Raw genomic sequence first — 16,677 nt, forward strand, 5'->3', positions numbered from 1 at the left:
AGTTCCCGCCTGTCTTCCTGAGGGACCATACGTGCGTAAGTCTCGGGCCCTGACGGCCCTCGCCCTGGCCGCGCTCGTCGCGGTGCCGGGCGTGTGGGCGATCGCCGCCGGTGAGGCCGGCGCCGCCCCCGGCGATCCACCGCTCACCGCCGCCGAACTCCGGGTCGCCTATGTGGGCACCGCACATCGCTCCATCGGGGTGGTCGCCGGCAGCGGCGCCACCGCCGTCGCGGAGCCGCTGTTCGACGCGGACGTGCAGCACTTCGACGACGAGGCCTCGGCCCGCGGCGCCACCGTGACCTGGGTGAGCCGCCGCACCTCCCGGCTGGCGCAGGTGTGGGTGCGGGTGGGCGACCGCGACCCGGTCCAGCTGACCGCGGAGGCCGGGCAGGTGGCGAGCCACCCGGTGGTCTCACCGGACGGCGACGAGATCGCGTACGCGATGACCCGCGAGGGCCCGGGCAGCGACCGGGACGTCTACGTGGTCCCGGTCGCGGGCGGCGAATCCCGCCGGGTCACCGACGGCACCGGGGACAACCACTGGCCCTCCTGGTCACCGGACGGTACCGAGATCGCCTTCGAGGGCGAGCGCGGCTCGGCCGTTCCACAGGTGTGGTGCGTGCCGTCTGCCGGCGGGCCGATCCGGTACATGACCGATGTCGCCGGTGGCGCCGGCCAGCCGTCCTGGAACCCGGTGGCGAGCCGCAACCTGATCGCCTACACCGCCGCGCCGGGCAGCGCGAACGACCGCAAGGTGCACATCGCGAGCCGGGACGGCAGCAACGACCGGCTGATGCTCGACGCGGACTGGGAGAGTCACCAGCCGGCGTGGTCCCCGGACGGCGTCACGGTCGCGTTCGTCAGCCGCAGCACCCAGCCGAACGGCACGCTCGGCGCCGTCGACCTGCTCTACAGTGGCCAGCCCCGCGACGACGGGTGCGCCTGCGTCGCCCAGCTGCAGTACGACGACGACCGCTCGATCGGCACGCCCGGCTGGTACAACCCCGACTCGGCCGGCGAGCGGCTGCTGATCACCCGGACCACGGCCGCCGACCGGTACACCGCCCACCTCGCCGACGTGCGGCCGGACGGCGTCGACCCGCGCGACCTCGGGGTGACCGTGCTCCGGGAGGATCCGGGCGCGGCCACCGACCCGGACCGGCTGTGGAACCCCGTCGACGGTGATCCGTGGACCTCCCGGCCCTCCTACTCCCCGGACGGGCGGACCATCCTGGTCAGCCGGTTCGAGACCGAGGGCGCCAACCGGGTCGCGCGGCTCTGGACGGTCGGGGCGGACGGCGCCGGAGCGCGGCGCCTGCCACTGCCGGGACGTACCGCCACCGGCTCGGAGACCGAGGCGGTCTGGTCGCCGGACGGCACCCGGATCGCGTACGCGCTGCGTACCCCCGGGGCGCCCGCCCGCATCGTGGTCGTGGACGCGGCGACCGGCGCGCTCGAGGTCACCCTCGCCACCAACGGCGACCCGGTCGGCGACACCCAGCCGGCCTGGTCGCCGGACAGCCGCACGCTGGCGTTCGCCCGCGGGCGCACCGACGGCGCGGCCGCGAACAGCCACATCTGGCTCGCCGCCGCCGACGGCACCGGCACCCAGCGCGACATCACCGCTGTCGCGTCCGGCGCCGGGCGCGCCGACTCCGGCGTGGGCTTCTCCCCGGACGGCAGCCGCCTCGCCTTCGGCCGGGCCCCGGACGGCCTGCTCACCACCGACCTGTCCGGCGGCACCTGCCGGGTGCTGGTCCCGGCGGGCAACGGCTGCGGCGGCCCGCTGACCGCGCCGGAGACCGGGCCGCACCACCCGCGCGACGTCGACTGGTCACCGGACGGCACCCAGCTGGCGCATGCCGCCCGGCGCTATGCCCCGGCCGTCCAGCCCGACTACATCAAGACGTACCACCTGACCGACGGCGTCCGCGACGGCCTGACCTGGGAGATCCCCGGCCGGCACCGGTGGCCGGACTGGCAGCGCGCCAGCGACCTGACGACCGCCGTGGTGGGGGAGCCGGAAACCTTCACGGCCGGGGAGAGCACCACCGTGACCCTGTCCGTCACCGACAACGGGCCGGTGCGGGCGCACGGCGTACGCGTCGTCCTGGACGTTCCGGAGGGTTTCCGGGTCACCGCGCTGGAGGCCGGCACCGGCGCGTGCGACCTGCCCACCCTCACCTGTGACCTGGGGTCGCCCGGCATCGGCGGCACGACCGCGGTACGGGTCACCGTGACCGCCCCGGCAGCGGCCACCGGGGCCCTGCGCTGGACGGCCGGCGGCTGGCTCGCCGACGCCGCCCCGCTCGACAACACCGCCGAGGTCGACCTGGAGGCCGAGGCGCTCCCCGCCCCGTCACCCAGCGTGCCGACCCCGCCGTTCGCGCCCCCGGCCCCGCCCGCGGCACCGTTGCTGCAGGTCAGTGTGGTGATCACGCCGACGCCGACCTGGGTCGGCCACCGGACCACGGTGCGGTACACCGTCCGCAACATCGGGAACGGCACCGCCACCGGCGTCACCGTCCAGCCCCGGCTGCCGGCCGGCATCCCGGTCGTCACCCGCCCGGTGAACTGCGACCCGGCCCTCTGCCGGATCGGCGTCCTGACGCCCGGCACGGCCGCCGAGCTCACCTTCGTGCTGGTTCCCCAGCGGGCGATCACCACCACCGTGACCGGCACGATCACCGGGGACACGCTCGTCGTCCAGGAGGTGAGCACGCCGCTGCGGGTCCTTCAGCCGCGGATCGAGGCCACCCCGGAGATCGGCCCGCCCGGCTTCGTCACGATCATCCGCGGTTTCGACTTCCCGCCCGGCGAACCGGTCCGGCTCGCCTGGGACACCGGGGTCACCGTGGCAGCGAATCCGGCGGTCCCGGACGCCCGGGGCGGCTTCGACGCGCAACTGCTGGTGCTCTGGCGCGACGCCCTCGGCCCGCGCAAGGCGGTCGCGACCGGCGGCGGCTTCACCCCGGTGACCGCCGACTTCCGGGTCGTCGCGCCGGCCCAGCAACCACCGGGCCTGGTGCTGCGGAAATGATCGACGAGGTGGACGCGGCGCTGATGGCGCTGCTGAGCGAGGAGACCCTGCCGGGCACCGACGTCCAGGTGGCGTTCGACGCGCCGACCAAGGAATGGACGGCCCGGCGTACCGCCCCGACGGTGAACCTGTTCCTCTACGACATCCAGGAGGACGTGTCGCTGCGGCAGGAGGGGTCGGCGGCCGAGTACGACGACGACGGCGCGGTGGTGGCCGAACACGCCGCACCCCGCTGGTTCTCGCTGTCCTATCTGGTCACGGCCTGGACCAACCGGCCGCAGGACGAGCACCGGATCCTGTCCGTCCTGCTCGCCGGGCTGGTCCGGCACGACGTCCTGCCGCCCGCGCGGCTGACCGGGACCCTGGCCGGCCTCGGCCTGCCGGTCGCCATGTCGATCGCCGTGCCACCGGCCCGTGACCGTGGCCTCGCGGACATCTGGACGGCCGTCGGCGGCAACCTCAAACCGTCGCTCGACTTGGTCGTGGTCGCCCCGCTGGCGAGCGGCCGGGTGCGGGCCGCCGCGGCCGTCACCGACGGGCTGCGGCTGCACACGTCCGACGCGCACACCGGCGGCGGCGAATCCCGGCGGCTGCGGTTGCCGGACGTGCCGGCGGAGGATCCGGCGGCCGCGATCGGGGTGCCCCGGGAACGGGAGCTCCCGGCCGAACGCCGCCGGCGGGGAGGCGGCAGCCGCCCGATCGGCTCCCGGCCGTGACCGCCGCCGTCGAATACTTCGGTCTGCGGCTGTCGCTCGTGGAACACCGGGTTCGGAAAGCGGTGACGCTACGGCAGAGCACCGACCCGGACCCCGGCGATCCGCTGCGCGGCCTGCACATCTCCGACGCCGCGGCCCGGCGGCTGGCCGAGGACCCGGACACCGGCCCGCTGCCCGACCTGGTCGACCGGGAGGCGCGGGACGCCGCCGAAGAGGTCGCCGACCGGGCCGAGAAGGACGGCGAGCCGGTGCCGCTGCGCCGGCTCGCGGCCGAGTTCGGCCTGTTGGTGCTGGACGTCGAGCTGCTGCTGACCGCGTTGCTGCCGGACCTCGACCGCCGCTACGAGAAGCTGTACGGCTACCTCAACGACGACGTCACCCGGCCCCGGGCCACCGCCGGACTCGCCATCGAGCTGTGCGGGGTCCCGCCGTACCTCGGCGCGGCCCGGGCCCGGCTGACCGCCGGATGCCCCCTCGTCGACGGTGGCCTGTTGCTGGTCGAGGACGCCGATCGGCCGTTCCTCACCCGTACCCTGCGGGTTCCGGACCGGGTGGCGGCACACCTGCTCGGCGACGACCGGCCCGATCCGCGCCTGGCCCGCCCGCTGCGACCGGTACCGGACCCCGGCTGGGAACCGGCCGGTGCCGCCGGACTGGCCGCCGCGATCCGGGCCGGGCACCGGCTGAGCTACGTGCACGACCCGGCCGGCGGCGCGGCCGAGGATCTGGCGGCGGCCGCGCTGACCACCGCGGGTCACCTCGCGCTCCGCCTCGACCTGGACACCGCGGCCGCCGACACGGTGGCGGCGGCGGTTCTCGAAGCCCGGCTGGCCGGAGCGGGACTGATCGCCGGACCGGTCGACCCGGCCCGCCTCACCGTCCTGGACGGCCTGCTCGACGCGGCGGCGCCGGTGGTGCTGACCGGCCGGTCCCGGTGGGATCCGCTCTGGGCCGAACAGTCCCCGGTGCTGCTGACCGCGCCGCCGGTCGGCACGGCGCGGCGGGTGGCGCTGTGGCAGGGTTCGCTGGCGCGGACCGGTGCGCGGGCCGCCGACGGGGTGGACGTGGCACGGGAGCTGTCGCCGTACACCCTGACCGCTCCGCAGGCGAGGCGGGCCGCTGCCGTGGCCGTACAGCAGGCCCTGCTCGACGGGGTGGACCGGATCGAGGCCGGGCACATCCGCACCGGTGTGCGCAGCCAGAACGCCGCCGGCCTGGAACAGCTCGCCCGCCGGGTGGAGCCCGGCGTCACCTGGGACGACCTGGTGGTGCCGGAGGACGTCGGGCGGCAGCTGCACGACCTGGCCGGCCGGGTCCGGCACCGGGAACAGGTGCTGGGCGGCTGGCGGCTGCGGCCCGGCGGCGGCCGCGGGCGGGGCGTGACCGGGCTGTTCGCCGGCGACTCGGGCACCGGCAAGACCATGTCCGCCGAGGTGATCGCCGCGGACCTGGGCCTCGACCTGTACGTGGTCGACCTCTCCACCGTCGTCGACAAGTACGTCGGGCAGACCGAGAAGAACCTGGAACGCATCTTCACCGAGGCGGCCGGGGTCAACGGGGTGCTGCTCTTCGACGAGGCGGACGCCATCTTCGGCAAACGGTCCGAGGTCAGCGACGCCCACGACAGGTACGCCAACATGGAGAGCGCCTACCTGCTGCAACGCATGGAGTCGTTCGACGGCGTCGCCATCCTCACCACGAACCTGCGGGCCAACCTGGACGAGGCGTTCATCCGCCGGCTCGACGTCATCGTCGACTTCCCGGTGCCCGACCAGGCGCAGCGGCGTGCCCTGTGGGACCACTGCCTCGGCGTGGAGCTGCCCCGGGCCGCCGACGTCGATCTGGATCGCTGCGCGCGTGTCTACGAGCTGTCGGGCGGGGCGATCCGGGCGTGCGCGGTGAGCGCCGGCTATCTGGCCGCGGCGGCCGGTGGGCCGGTCACCATGGCGCAGCTGATCGCCGCCGCCGAGCGGGAGTACCGCAAGCTGGGCCGGCTGCTCCCGATCGGCTGACCGCCGTCAGCGGGCCGGCCACGCCGCCAGGTCGAGCATCTGGATCTCCACCCAGGGGCTCATCAGCGTGGCGCTGTCGCGGGCGACGCCCTTCTCCGTGGCCGTCCGGTTCATCCGGCCCTCGGCGTCCGCCATGTCCTGGGTCTCCAGCGGCCAGAACTCGGTCGTCCCGTTGACCTGGGCCAGCGCCCAGAACTGGTAGTGGGTGAGGGTCAGATAGACCTTCTTGCTCTTGTAGTCGAGGACGATCTTGGTGTTGTGTTCGCTGTTCGAGCCGGTCCCGGTGTACTCGGCCAGGCCGCGAGGACCCTGCGCGGCGGTCTGGATCGACGATCCGGCTCCACTCTGTGAGCTGCGGTCGTAGTGGTCGTGCAACAGCGCGCTCTCCGCCGGGACGTCCGCGGCGCGATCCGGCAGCTTCCCCGCGTCGTCCTGATGCCAGCTGCGCAGGGTGCCCGGTGCGGTCGGGCTCTTCACCCTCCGCTGCCGTTCGTCGGGGGTGCGCTCGTCCACCAGACCACCGCTCTCGAGCTGGTACCGCACGTCGAAGAGCAGGTTCAGCATCGGCCGGGGCAGCATCTTCCTGGCCTGCCCCCACGGCAGTTGCCGCACCGCCAGCTGACGGGAGGACTGCGCGGGGACGCTGCGCTCTTTGAACTTCGGATTGCCCAGTGCCGACCCGGTCTTGGCCCACATCTCCCGATCGTCCGCCCAGGTCGTCGTCATGGCGTCCGGATTGAGGGTGTTGTGCTGGTGCCCGTCCTTCGGGGCGACGTTGTAGCGGTTGTCCCGGTTGCGCGTGCTGCTCAGAATCTCGTTGAGGAACGGGACCGCCTCGTTGAGGAACCGGGCCGGCTCCCCGATCTGCTCACCCTCCGGCAGCCTGACCAGAGCCCTCCTCAGGCTCTTGATGTCCTTCTTGATCTGAGCCATCCGGGCCTCGTGCTCCGCCGGGGCCAGTCCTTGCGCCATCTCCAGATCGTCGTGGACGGCCACCTGGAGGTAGTCGGCCATCTGCGACCGGTTGAGGGCGGTCACGTCCGCCACGCCGTGCGCCGCGGCGTAACCGGCCGGGGTGACCTTGATGACCTGGCTCATCAGCCCTTCCCGGCGCTGCTCCTCCTGCGGGGTGAGCGGGACACGCTGGAGCACCTGCCCGACCGCGGCGTTGCCCGCGGTGCGCTGCAGCAGGTGCAAACGGGCCACGGCCGGGGAACGATCGGGACTCCGGTCGGCGCGGACCGCCGCCGCCGTGTTCTGCCGGGGTTCCTGCCTGGTGGCGTCTCGTCCGTGGAACATCCCGCCAGTCAACACCCCGCACGCCCCGGCGCCCGGCATCCGTGCGGGCAACGTTTCTGCCCCCGCCGACGCCCCGACGGACCTTGGCGGGGCAGGACCGTCCCGGCGAGGCTGGCAGCGTCCACCATTACGGGTCTGAAGGGGTTCCGCATGCCGACGTACCTGTCTCCCGGCGTCTACGTGGAGGAGGCGCCGAGCGGTTCGCGTCCCATCGAGGGCGTCGGCACCGCTGTGGCGGCGTTCGTGGGGTTCGCGGAGAAGGGTCCCTTCCACACGCCGACGCTGGTCACCAACTGGAGCCAGTACGTCCAGGTGTTCGGTGGCATGGTCGAGGGCACCTACCTGGCCAACTCGGTCTACGGCTACTTCGCCAACGGCGGCGGTGTCGCGTACGTCGTCCGCGTCGGTGGCACACCGGCCGCCGGCGCCGCGAGCAGCAACGGTCAGAAGAGCCTGCCCAACGGCACACCCGCCAAGATCGGTACGTTCCGGGCCGCGGCCCTCCCCGGCTCCGGCGCCGAGGTCACCGTCGAGATCGCCGACCCGGAGGGCGAAGGCGCCGGCGACGACCAGTTCCGGCTGATCGTGCACCAGGGCGGCCAGCAGGCCGAGACCTTCCAGGGCTCGTTCCGCCGCCGCTCCGACAACAACGTGGTCAACCAGGTCCGTGAGCACTCCAAGCTGATCGTGCTGGAGGAGGCCGCCGCCGCCAACGCGCTGGCCCGGCCCGCCAACCAGACGATCACCCTGCCCGCCCCCGCACCCGGCACCGACGTCGTCCCGGCCGGCCTCTCCGTCGACGAGTTCGCCGGTGACGTCGACAGCCGCTCCGGCCTCGGCGGCCTGGAAGCGATCGACGAGATCACCATGGTGGTGGCGCCCGACCTGATGGCGGCGTACCAGCAGGGCGCGCTCGCCCTGGAGGACGTCAAGGCCGCGCAGCTCGCGCTCATCTCGCACTGCGAGCAGATGGGCGACCGGCTGGCCATCCTGGACACTCCGCCGGACCTGACCGCCCAGCAGGTGCGCGTCTGGCGGCAGGAGACGGCCGGTTACGACTCCAAGTACGCCGCCCTCTACTACCCCTGGGTCAAGGTCTTCGACCCGGCCGGCGGCCGCAACGCGCTCATCCCGCCGAGCGGACTGGTCGCCGGGCTCTGGTCGCGTTCCGACAACGAGCGCGGCGTGCACAAGGCCCCGGCCAACGAGGTGCTGCGCGGCGTCGTCGAGGTGCAGAACAACGTCACCAAGGGCGAGCAGGACCTGCTCAACCCGATCGGGGTCAACTGCATCCGGGCGTTCCCCGGCCGCGGCGTCCGGGTGTGGGGCGCGCGCACCCTCTCCTCCGACCCGGCCTGGCGGTACGTCAACGTGCGCCGCCTCTTCAACTACATCGAGGAGTCGATCCTCCTCGGCACCCAGTGGATCGTCTTCGAGCCCAACGACCAGCGGCTCTGGGGCACCATCCGGCGCAACATCGGCGCGTTCCTGACCGAGGAGTGGCGTCGCGGCGCCCTGTTCGGGGCCACCGCCGCCGACGCCTTCTACGTCAAGTGCGACAGCGAGACGAACCCGCCCGAGGTCATCGACCGCGGGCAGGTCGTGTGCGAGATCGGCATCTGCCCGGTCAAGCCGGCCGAGTTCGTGGTCTTCCGGCTTTCGCAGTTCTCCGACAGCACCAGTCTCGTCAACGAGTAGTACGAGTAGTCAGGAAAGGCGGCGACCATGGCCGGTGGCGACACCCTCATCGTCCACAGTTTCTCCATCGAGCTGGGTGGCATCCAGGTCGAGTACGTGCAGGAGGTCAGCGGGCTGACCTTCGAACTCGACGCCATCGAGGTCCAGCAGGTCACCCCGACCGGCGAGCTGGTCATCCGCAAGATCCCGGGCGCCCGCAAGGGCGGCGAGTGCACCATCACCCGCGGCCTCGACAAGAGCAGCGCCTTCACCGACTGGATCAAGAAGACGTTCCTGGACGGCGCCGTCGACGACGCCCGGCGGCACATCAGCATCATCATCAACGACTCGCAGCGCCAGGAGGGTCGGCGCTTCGAGCTGACCAACGCCTGGGTCAACAAGTGGGAGGGCCCGAGCCTCAAGGCCGGCGACGCCACCGCCGCCACCGAGAAGGTCACCGTGGTCTACGAGGACATCAGCACGTCATGAGACGGCGCAGTGTCTCCGGCGGAGATCTCGACACGCTCACGGCGGAGCACGCGGTGGCGCCGGACGTTCCGGCGCCGCCGCGGCTGCAGACCGAGTTCACCTTCCAGCTCCCGCGCGGGTACGTCGACGAGGACGGCGGCGTGCACCGGGACGGCACCATGCGGCTGGCCACCGCTCGCGACGAGCTCGCGCCGCTGATCGACTTGCGGGTCAAACAGAACCCCGCGTACCTGTCGGTGGTCCTGCTCAGCCTGGTCGTCACCCGGATCGGCACGATCACCACGATCCGGGCCGAGACGATCGAGCGGCTGTTCGCCTCCGACCTGGCCTTCCTGCAGGACCTGTACCGGCGGATCAACGCGGAGGGGCACACCCTCGCCGAGGTGACCTGCCCGCACTGCGACAACTCCTTCGACGTCGACCTGGCCGGCAGCCGCCTGGGGGAATCGTGACGTACGGGGCCGACCGGCTCCACGAGGAGGTCGCGTACGTCGCCTACCACTTCCACTGGCCCCGCCCCGAGATCCTCGACCTCCCGCACGCCGAACGGGTCCGCTGGGTCGACGAGATCGCACGGATCAACACCAGGATGAACGAGGTTCGATAGCACCATGGCGGTATGGGACAGGCTGCGGCGCCGCGGGCCGCGGACCGAGCCCGCCGAACCCGGGCCGGCACCCGCGGCCACCGGTCCGGCGGACGCCGATCCCGGACGGTCAGCCCGCGCCGCCCGCGATCCCGGCTGGGCGTCCCTGCCCCCGATCCGGCCCGTCCTGGCGGCCCGGCAGGTCGGCCTGCTCAGCGACGGCGACCGGTTCAGCGCGGGTCTCAGCACAAGACGAGACCCTTCCTTCCGTACGCCGTACGAACCGCGCCGTGACCCCGCGGCACCGGCCGGTGTCATCGGCGACCTGCTCCGTCCCGCACCCGCAACCCGGCCGCCGTCGTCGGCCGCCCCCGCCCCGGCCTCGACAGCCGCACGGCATCCACAGAGCGCCCCGGGGGATGCTCCGGCCCCGCGACGAGCCCCGGCCGACGCCTCGCTCGTGCAGCGTGCCCCGGCCGAGGGCGCCCGGCTGCACGCCGCCGCCGGCGCGGAACCGGGGGAGTCCCGGTCCGGCTCGCCGGATCCGGCGACAGTGGCAGGATCCCGTTCCGCACGGGCCGCCGTGCCGGTACAGGCCACGGCGCGGAACCGGTCGCTGGTGTCCGCGCGACCGCCCGAACCGGTTCGGCGGCTGCCCGCGCGGCCCAGGTCGGCGGCGCCCCGCCCTTCCGTGCCGAGGCTGCCGGTCGCGAGGGCTGCCGGTTCCGAGGACGGCGGATCCGGCGGGGCCGATCGAGGCGGCCCGGCTTCCGGTGCGGGCCTGGCCTCCGGTACGGGCCTCGCCTCCGGTACGGGCCAGGCCTCCGGTACGGGTCATGCCTCCGCTACGGGCGCCGGAGAAACGGGACGGCAGGCCGCGCGGCTGAACCGTCCGGCACAGCGCCAGAACGCCGGGCAACCGGCCGGGGCCGAGTCGCCGACCACGGCACGGCCTGAGCGTCGGGCGGAACCGGTCGTGCAGCGCGCGGTCGACATGCCGGAACGTCAGGTCGAACCGCTCGTGCAGCGTGCGGTCGACACGCCGGAACGTCAGGCGCATCCGCTCGCGCAGAGCGCGGTCGACATGCCGCAACGTCGGGTCGAACCGCTCGTGCAGCGGGCGGCCGACATGTCGATGTCGCGGCCGGTGGATCCGTCGTCTGTGGACAGCGGCAGGGCTCCGGCGCGGCGGGCACGTCCCGTGGGCCTCGGCGAGCCGCTCGAGGGAGCGCCGCCGACCGCGCGGTTCGGTTCGGCCGCACCGGACGGTGGAACGTTCCGTCCTGCCGGGCCGGAGACGCGGCGATCCAGCGGACCGGTGAATCCGCCGGCCCGGAACACACCGGGTGCCGTCCCCGGGGCGACAGCCGGGCCTCCCTCGAGGGCCGGCTCACCACCCACCAACTCGACGGGTTCCGGATCGCGGGAACCGGTGCGGCCCGGAACACCGAACCCGACGTCTCCCCCGACCGGCGGCCCGAAGCCGCCCGCGGCGCGGACCGCCCGGCCGGGCGCGCCCGGATCCCCGGCGACTCCCGGTGACAAGGCCCCGGCCGGCGGGGAGGAAACTCGTGGCCCGGTGCCGCAGCCGTCGTCCGCCGATCGGGGCGCCGGCCGTGGGTCGGATCCGGTGCCGCCTTCCGCCGCCGGGCGGGATGACGCGCGCGGGCCCGGCCCTGTCATGCCAACGCTTTCCCCTGCCGGTCAGGGAGAGACCGGCGGCCCTGGCCAGGTTGTCGCGTGGTCCTCATCGGCCGAGCGAAGCCGGTCCGGCGGATCCGGTCCCGTTTCGCCGTCGTCCTCGTCCAGTTCGGGCGCGGCCGGGCTTGCGGGCGGCCGGGCGGGCTCGTCCTCGTCCGGCGGCCGTGTTGGACCCGAGGCGTCCGGGCAGATCGAACCGCCGTCGGCGACGGACCCAGGCGCGTCGCTGCCCATTCCGCCGGTGGTCGCCGCGCGGCCGGTTCAGCGCAGCCCGATGGCGGGCCCGGCGGAATCACCGTCCGCAGTGGCCGGAACTGCCGGCTCCGGGCCGGGCGGGGCGTCCGGGGGTGACAGTGCCGTTGGTCCGGGAGCGTCCGCGGGCCGGCAGGAGCCGGGTGACGGTGGGCGGATGCCTGGCGTACGCCCGCGGGTCTCGCCGGACGCCGGCACGCCGCGCCGTGCCGGGCTCGGGGCCCCGCTCGCCGGGACGCCGTCGTCGATGTCGGATTCGCCGCCGGTAGGCCGGGCAGCCGGAGCCGCTGAAGGGGTGCGACCGGGCACGACGCCCGTGCAGCGTGCCAACGCACCGGTGCAGCGTGCCGGCGAATCTGTCCAGCGTGCCACCGCGCCGGCGCAGGCCCCGGCGTCTGTCTCGCCGGCCCTCGAGGCGGCTTCGCCGCAGGGCGTGGTGACGCCGCGTTCGGCTCCGTTCGTGCGGGACTCCGCGACTCCCGAACCGGGGATGCGGCCGGCGGGTGATGCGGCCTCGCCGAGCGAGCAGTCCCGTCGTGTGGTCACGCCTGTGCCGCTCGTTCGGCGGGCGGGTCTGCCGAGCTCGGCCGGATCCGGCGGGGTGCCGCCGGTACAGCGGTCCGTGGCCGATCCGGCACATGCCACGTCTGAGTCCGGCACGGGCCGCGGTGCTGCCGGGCGAGGCGATATATCCGCATCTGGCCTCCTGGTGACCGGGCCGGGCCTGAGCAGTTCCTCCGGTTCGGCGGTGACCGATGCAGATCAGAGCGAATCCCCCGGTGCTCCGGTGCGGAGCGGTGGGCGTGGTGCTGCGGACCGGGGCGGTGGTTCCGGTGCTGCGCTGATGGGCGAGGGCCGGGACGGTGGCTCCGGCGCTGCGCGGCCAGGTGCCGGCAGGAGCGGTGGTTCCGGTGCTGCGCTGACGGGTGCGGGCCGGGGCGGTGGTTCCGGTGCGGGGACAGGTGGGCTGGTCGTTGCGAGGGCGGGTGCGGGCCGCGGTGGTTCGGACGGTGGCCCGGCGCTGGGCGGTACGCCTGCTTCCGCGGCCGGTGGTACTGCGCCGGGTTCGCGGCACGACGATGGGCCGGCCGTGGGCGGTGGTGCTGCGCCGGGTTCGGGGCACGGTGATGGATCGGCCGCGGCGGGCGGTGGTGTGACGGCGGGTTCGGGACGGGGCGCCGCGGAGGTGGCGCGGCCGGTGGTCCGGGCGGTGCCGGCGCGTACCGGAGCGGGACCGCGGGCGGCGGGTGGTGAAGGGACCGGGGATGCGGTTGCTCGGCGGCCGGCTCCGGTACGGCCGGCGCCGCCGCGTTCCGGTACGGCCGGACCGGCAGGGGGCGGCGCGGATCCGGTGCGCCCGCGTGCCGACCTGATTCAGCGGGCTGTTCCGGCCGACGGCTCGTCCGCCGGTGCGGGGAGTGCGGGCCGGCGTGCGGATTCCGTACCACAGCAGGGTTTTCGGAAGCCGGACCGACCTGCCGCCGGGCAGCCGCCGGTCGTGCGGCGTGCGCCGGAGCCGCCGGCGGGGAGTGGTTCCCCGGCGCCGGCGCAGCGGGCGGGTGGGTCACGGCCCGCGGCCCGTGGTGGCGCGTCGTCGACGGGGGCCCGCGGTTCCGGGGCGCCGTCCACGGCCCGGGAGGCGGCTGCGGCGCCGCCGGATCTGGACACGCTGTTCAACCGGCTGGAGCCGCGGCACGTCGACGCGCTGCTGAAGCGACTCGACGACCGCCAGCTGCACAAGTTGATCAAGCTGTTCCGGCGGGAGCATCTCGATGCGCTCGCGCACCGGCTGACCGATCCGGTTCAGCGTCTGCTGCGGGCCGAGATGCGCACCAGCCGGGAACGGTCCGGTCGGCTGCGGGACGGCTGGCGATGACCGGTAGCCGTGAATGTGTCAGAGGTCCCGGCGGGAAGACCCCGGCTGGTCGTCAGCGCTGTCTCACGCCCGTGGAGACAGCACTGACGACCAGCAGGGTTCGGAGGAGTGGCAATGAGTGATCCGGGGACCAGCGTCCACTTCCGGTTGCGGATCGACAGCATCGATCTGGGCGAGTGGAACTCCTGTGAGGGGCTGGGCATCCAGGTGGAGCTGGAGGAGCACCAGGAGGGCGGCAACAACGACTTCGTCTGGCAGCTGCCGTCTCGCCTGATCTACACCAATGTGACCCTGACCAGGCCGTTGACCGACGACACGGCGAAGGTGTTCAAGTACCTGTCGAAGCTGCCGCAGCGGGTGCGCCGCGGCACCGCCGAGATCGCCGCGCTCAAACCGGACCGGTCGCTGCTGGTGCAGTGGGGGCTGGCCGATGTCGTGCTGGTGCGCTGGTCCGGGCCGAGTTTCGACCCGAGCCGGTCCGAGGTGGCCACGGAGAGCATCGAGCTCGCCTATCACGGGTTCACCGAGGTGAGCGACTGATGGCCCGTACCGGGAAGGTGACCGCGGGCCTGCAGCTCTATCAACCGCCACCGGCCGGTGGGGATCAGCCGGGTGGGCCGGTCGGCGGGCCGATCCGGTTCATGTTCAACCCCAACGAGCTGTCGCTCAGCAAGTCGGCGAACTGGATTCCGCACGTGGTGCGGGCGGCGGAGGACGTCGGGGTGGCCGAGTTCAGCGGTTCCGGGCCGCGCACCCTGAGCCTCACCGTCTTCCTGGACGCCACCGACACCCACGACCGGTCCGTGCAGGAGCGGGTGGAGAAGCTGCTGACCTGCTGTGTGCCGACGAAGGCCAGCATCGCGGCGAAGGCGCCGTCGCCGCCGTGGGTGAAGTTCAGCTGGGGGCAGTTCCAGACGGTGTCCTTCTACTCGTACGTCAGTCAGATCGACGCGACGTACAAGCTGTTCGACCCGGACGGTACGCCGCTGCGGGCGACCTGCTCCCTGACTCTCACCGAGATCAGCGGGTCGACGCCGGGCCAGAACCCGACCTCCGGCGCGCTCACCGCGCAGCGGGTGCACCGGCTGGTCGCCGGCGACACCCTGGAGATGCTCGCGTACCGGGAGTACGGCGATCCGACCGCCTGGCGTGTGATCGCGGAGGCCAACGACATCGACGATCCCGTGCGGCTGCGACCCGGCCGGCAGTTGCTGCTGCCCGCCGTGGAGGGATGAGGCGTGGCGGGAGCCGGCACCGATCACGTCAACAACCTGCAGGTCGGTCTGCCGGGGCAGTTGCCGAGGAAGTGGGAGCGGCGGCTGGTCTCGGCCACCGTGGAGGACAGCAGCAACCTGGCGGCGGTGGCTGAGCTGCGGTTCCGGGACGAGCACGGGGTCTTCTACGGCGAGAACACCGTGAAGATCGGGACGAAGGTGACGATCCGCGTACGCCGTGGGCGTACCGCCCCGATCCTGCTCTTCCAGGGCGAGATCGTCACCCTGGAGTCGCAGCACGACGGGCACGGCACGTTCTCGGTGGTCCGCGCGCTCGACCTGTCCCACCGGCTGATGCGCGGGCAGCGGGTCCGCGGCTTCGTCAAGCAGACGCCGACGATGATCGCCCGGAAGCTGGCCGGCGCCGCGGGCCTGCCGATCGGGCGGATCGACTCGTTCACCAGGTCGTACGACATGGTCACCCAGCCGAACGTCAGCGACTGGGACTTCCTCAAGATGCTCGCCGTCGACAACGAGGCCGAAGTGCTGATGGTCGACGGGAAGTTCTGTTTCCGGGCCAGTGAACGGGCCGCCACCGCGCCGGGCGCCGGGCTGACCGCCGAGCAGAGCCCGAAAGTGGTCGAGGCGGGCAACAACGTGCTGTCGGTCCGCTCCACGGTGACCTCGGTCGGGCAGGTGCCGGCGGTGACCGTACGGGGATGGGACCCGGTCCGGAAGAAATCGATCAAGACACGGCTGCCGGTCACCGGCAGCACCGAACTGGACATCAGGACCACGCCGCAGAAGGCGATCCAGGCGTTCGCCAAGGGCGGGGCGGGCCTGAACGTCTCCGATGTGCCGTACGAGACCGAGGCCGAGACCCGGGTGGTGGCGCAGGCCGTCGCGGCCGACGTGACGGCGGCGCTGGCCGAGCTGGAGGTCGGCGTGCGCGGCCGTCCCGAGCTGCGGGCCGGGGTGCCGATGTCGTTGCAGAAGGTCGGCCCGGAGTTCGACGGCAGATACACGATCACGTCGAGCCGGCACGTCTTCGCGCCGGGCGCGGTCTACGAGACCTGGGTGACGGTCAGCGGCCGCCAGGACCGGTCGGTCTACGGCCTGGCCGGTGGTTCGGCGGCGCCGGCCAGGCCGGTCCGGGTGCCCGGCATGGCGATCGGCATCGTCACCGACACCAAGGTGGACGCCGATCCGCGGCAGGCCGGGCGGGCGTCCAGGCGGAAGAACCAGGGCTGGGTACGGCTACGGTTCCCGTGGCTGACCGACGACGCCGAATACCAGACCGATTGGGTACGGACCGTCCAGCTGGGCGGTGTCGGCGGAGGCGGCGTCTTCTGCCCGGAGATCAACGACGAGGTGCTGGTCGGCTTCGAGCAGGGTCTGCTGGACCGGCCGTACGTCATCGGCGGCCTCTACAACGGCAAGGACGACCCGTCGCCGCACCAGCCCGACCTGATCGACCGGACCACCGGCAAGGTGAACCGGCGCTCGTTCGCCTCCCGCGCCGGCGACCGGGTCGAGCTGCTCGACGCCCGGCTCAACCCGAAGGGCATCCGGCTGGCCACCGCCAAGGACAAGCTCGTCGTCTTCCTGGACCGCGGCAACAAGAAGATCGTGGTGCACGCCGACGGCAAGATCGAGATCGACGCGACCGGCTCGATCGAGGTCCGTGGCACCGGCATCACCCTGGACGCCGGGCGCGGTGACCTGACTCTCAAGGGCCGGCGGGTCGAGGTCGCCGGCGCGCTCGAGGCGAACATCCACGCGCCCATCGTGAAGCTGAACTGACGGGGGACTCCC

Annotated in this window: 13 protein-coding genes; 12 read left to right on the forward strand and 1 reads right to left on the reverse strand. The window is 73.3% G+C overall.

All coding sequences use genetic code 11. From position 1 onward, the window contains the following. The first annotated feature begins 31 nt into the window (after window positions 1-31). Genes Aut01nite_RS05230 through Aut01nite_RS05240 form a run of 3 tightly spaced genes read left to right on the forward strand, consistent with a single transcriptional unit; the run spans window position 32 to window position 5,768 of the window. Window positions 32-3,040, forward strand: a complete 3,009-nt coding sequence (locus Aut01nite_RS05230) for a DUF11 domain-containing protein (protein ID WP_043522071.1) — start codon at window positions 32-34, stop codon at window positions 3,038-3,040. Then, window positions 3,037-3,756, forward strand: coding sequence for a Pvc16 family protein (locus Aut01nite_RS05235; RefSeq protein WP_043522069.1), 720 nt, complete (start codon window positions 3,037-3,039; stop codon window positions 3,754-3,756). Before Aut01nite_RS05230 ends, Aut01nite_RS05235 begins: the two co-directional genes overlap by 4 nt. Next, entirely contained in the window at window positions 3,753-5,768 is a 2,016-nt protein-coding gene (locus Aut01nite_RS05240) for an ATP-binding protein (RefSeq protein WP_043522068.1), read from the forward strand. The genes Aut01nite_RS05235 and Aut01nite_RS05240 overlap by 4 nt, the downstream gene beginning before the upstream one ends. A gap of 6 nt (window positions 5,769-5,774) precedes the next feature. Here Aut01nite_RS05240 and Aut01nite_RS05245 read toward each other — a convergent pair whose 3' ends face one another. Continuing rightward, a complete protein-coding gene (locus Aut01nite_RS05245; RefSeq protein ID WP_052163138.1) occupies window positions 5,775-7,067 on the reverse strand; it encodes a hypothetical protein in 1,293 nt (430 codons plus the stop codon). Between the two features lie 150 nt (window positions 7,068-7,217). Here Aut01nite_RS05245 and Aut01nite_RS05250 point away from each other — a divergent pair, with 150 nt between their 5' ends. The 9 genes from Aut01nite_RS05250 to Aut01nite_RS05290 all read left to right on the forward strand — a co-directional run bounded on the left by Aut01nite_RS05250 (window position 7,218) and on the right by Aut01nite_RS05290 (window position 16,665). Next, the gene (locus Aut01nite_RS05250; RefSeq protein ID WP_043522067.1) at window positions 7,218-8,765 is read left to right on the forward strand and encodes a phage tail sheath family protein; all 1,548 of its coding nucleotides are present in this window, start codon (window positions 7,218-7,220) and stop codon (window positions 8,763-8,765) included. Window positions 8,766-8,792: 27 nt separating this feature from the next. Continuing rightward, window positions 8,793-9,233, forward strand: a complete 441-nt coding sequence (locus Aut01nite_RS05255) for a phage tail protein (RefSeq protein ID WP_043522065.1) — start codon at window positions 8,793-8,795, stop codon at window positions 9,231-9,233. Beyond that, window positions 9,230-9,685 carry a hypothetical protein gene (locus tag Aut01nite_RS05260; protein WP_043522064.1) on the forward strand — a complete coding sequence of 152 codons (456 nt, stop codon included), beginning with the start codon at window positions 9,230-9,232 and terminating at the stop codon, window positions 9,683-9,685. The genes Aut01nite_RS05255 and Aut01nite_RS05260 overlap by 4 nt, the downstream gene beginning before the upstream one ends. Continuing rightward, window positions 9,682-9,840: a DUF6760 family protein gene (locus tag Aut01nite_RS05265; protein ID WP_173476628.1), complete on the forward strand. Its 159-nt coding sequence runs from the start codon at window positions 9,682-9,684 to the stop codon at window positions 9,838-9,840. Before Aut01nite_RS05260 ends, Aut01nite_RS05265 begins: the two co-directional genes overlap by 4 nt. Before the next feature lie 2,882 nt (window positions 9,841-12,722). Then, window positions 12,723-12,929, forward strand: coding sequence for a hypothetical protein (locus tag Aut01nite_RS05270; RefSeq protein WP_152628460.1), 207 nt, complete (start codon window positions 12,723-12,725; stop codon window positions 12,927-12,929). A 341-nt stretch (window positions 12,930-13,270) separates the two neighbouring features. Further along, window positions 13,271-13,648, forward strand: coding sequence for a hypothetical protein (locus Aut01nite_RS05275; RefSeq protein ID WP_043522061.1), 378 nt, complete (start codon window positions 13,271-13,273; stop codon window positions 13,646-13,648). Between the two features lie 114 nt (window positions 13,649-13,762). Continuing rightward, window positions 13,763-14,188, forward strand: coding sequence for a phage tail protein (locus Aut01nite_RS05280; RefSeq protein WP_043522060.1), 426 nt, complete (start codon window positions 13,763-13,765; stop codon window positions 14,186-14,188). Then, window positions 14,188-14,883, forward strand: coding sequence for a CIS tube protein (locus Aut01nite_RS05285; RefSeq protein ID WP_043522059.1), 696 nt, complete (start codon window positions 14,188-14,190; stop codon window positions 14,881-14,883). The genes Aut01nite_RS05280 and Aut01nite_RS05285 overlap by 1 nt, the downstream gene beginning before the upstream one ends. 3 nt (window positions 14,884-14,886) lie before the next feature. Continuing rightward, window positions 14,887-16,665, forward strand: a complete 1,779-nt coding sequence (locus tag Aut01nite_RS05290) for a VgrG-related protein (RefSeq protein ID WP_052163137.1) — start codon at window positions 14,887-14,889, stop codon at window positions 16,663-16,665. Window positions 16,666-16,677 lie beyond the last annotated feature (12 nt).

Origin of the sequence: Actinoplanes utahensis, assembly GCF_016862455.1 — a bacterium.
Classification (GTDB): Bacteria; Actinomycetota; Actinomycetes; order Mycobacteriales; family Micromonosporaceae; genus Actinoplanes; species Actinoplanes utahensis.

Bases quoted from the DNA above. Each gene is read 5' to 3' on its own strand.
- Aut01nite_RS05235 (WP_043522069.1), top strand. From the start codon at position 3,037: ATGATCGACGAGGTGGACGCGGCGCTGATGGCGCTGCTGAGCGAGGAG.
- Aut01nite_RS05260 (WP_043522064.1), top strand. From the start codon at position 9,230: ATGAGACGGCGCAGTGTCTCCGGCGGAGATCTCGACACGCTCACGGCG.
- Aut01nite_RS05255 (WP_043522065.1), top strand. From the start codon at position 8,793: ATGGCCGGTGGCGACACCCTCATCGTCCACAGTTTCTCCATCGAGCTG.
- Aut01nite_RS05245 (WP_052163138.1), bottom strand. From the start codon at position 7,067: ATGTTCCACGGACGAGACGCCACCAGGCAGGAACCCCGGCAGAACACG.
- Aut01nite_RS05250 (WP_043522067.1), top strand. From the start codon at position 7,218: ATGCCGACGTACCTGTCTCCCGGCGTCTACGTGGAGGAGGCGCCGAGC.
- Aut01nite_RS05285 (WP_043522059.1), top strand. From the start codon at position 14,188: ATGGCCCGTACCGGGAAGGTGACCGCGGGCCTGCAGCTCTATCAACCG.
- Aut01nite_RS05280 (WP_043522060.1), top strand. From the start codon at position 13,763: ATGAGTGATCCGGGGACCAGCGTCCACTTCCGGTTGCGGATCGACAGC.